The organism is Chryseobacterium sp. GVT01B (genome assembly GCF_019970045.1).
In the GTDB taxonomy this organism is placed as follows: Bacteria; Bacteroidota; Bacteroidia; order Flavobacteriales; family Weeksellaceae; genus Chryseobacterium.
This window is the reverse complement of the sequence record NZ_JAHXYI010000032.1, coordinates 1-445: the sequence shown is the minus strand read 5'-3', so window position 1 is coordinate 445 and position 445 is coordinate 1. Positions and strand designations below refer to the sequence as shown.

General features: G+C 41.1%; 1 protein-coding gene. It reads left to right on the top strand.

Annotated elements, in window-relative coordinates:
* Window positions 1-56: 56 nt before the first annotated feature.
* A partial coding sequence (locus LC457_RS23325; protein WP_223601927.1) for a hypothetical protein occupies window positions 57-445 on the top strand: 389 nt, incomplete at its 3' end.

Sequence of the window (445 nt, the reverse complement as noted above, 5' to 3'; positions counted from 1 at the left end):
ATGTAAAAGCAGACTCACATGCTTCAAATGATGGCTACACTAGCAAAATGCAAAGAATGCAAGTAAGCTTTACGGCTGCATCTAAAAAGGCTGAACTCATTCTCAGCCGCGAGGCCGGAGAAGGAATAACCAAATTTGACGATATTCGCATCGTTCAAAAATCCGTGAATAATAAAGTATCGTCTAACGTATTTGAGCAGAATTTTGAATCGGTCGTGCAAGGAATTTACCCATTTGTTATAGGGAATACGGAAGGGGTAGAAGACAACCGAATTCACTTGTCTGAATTACATGCACCGTATACACAAAAAGGATGGGCCGGCAAAAAATTAGTAGATGATGTTATCGCAGGAAATTGGTCTGTTAAAGTCAATACTGGAAACAACGGCTTAGTGTATCGCACCATTCCTCAGCACTTTCGCTTTGAACCGGGAGTAACCTATAG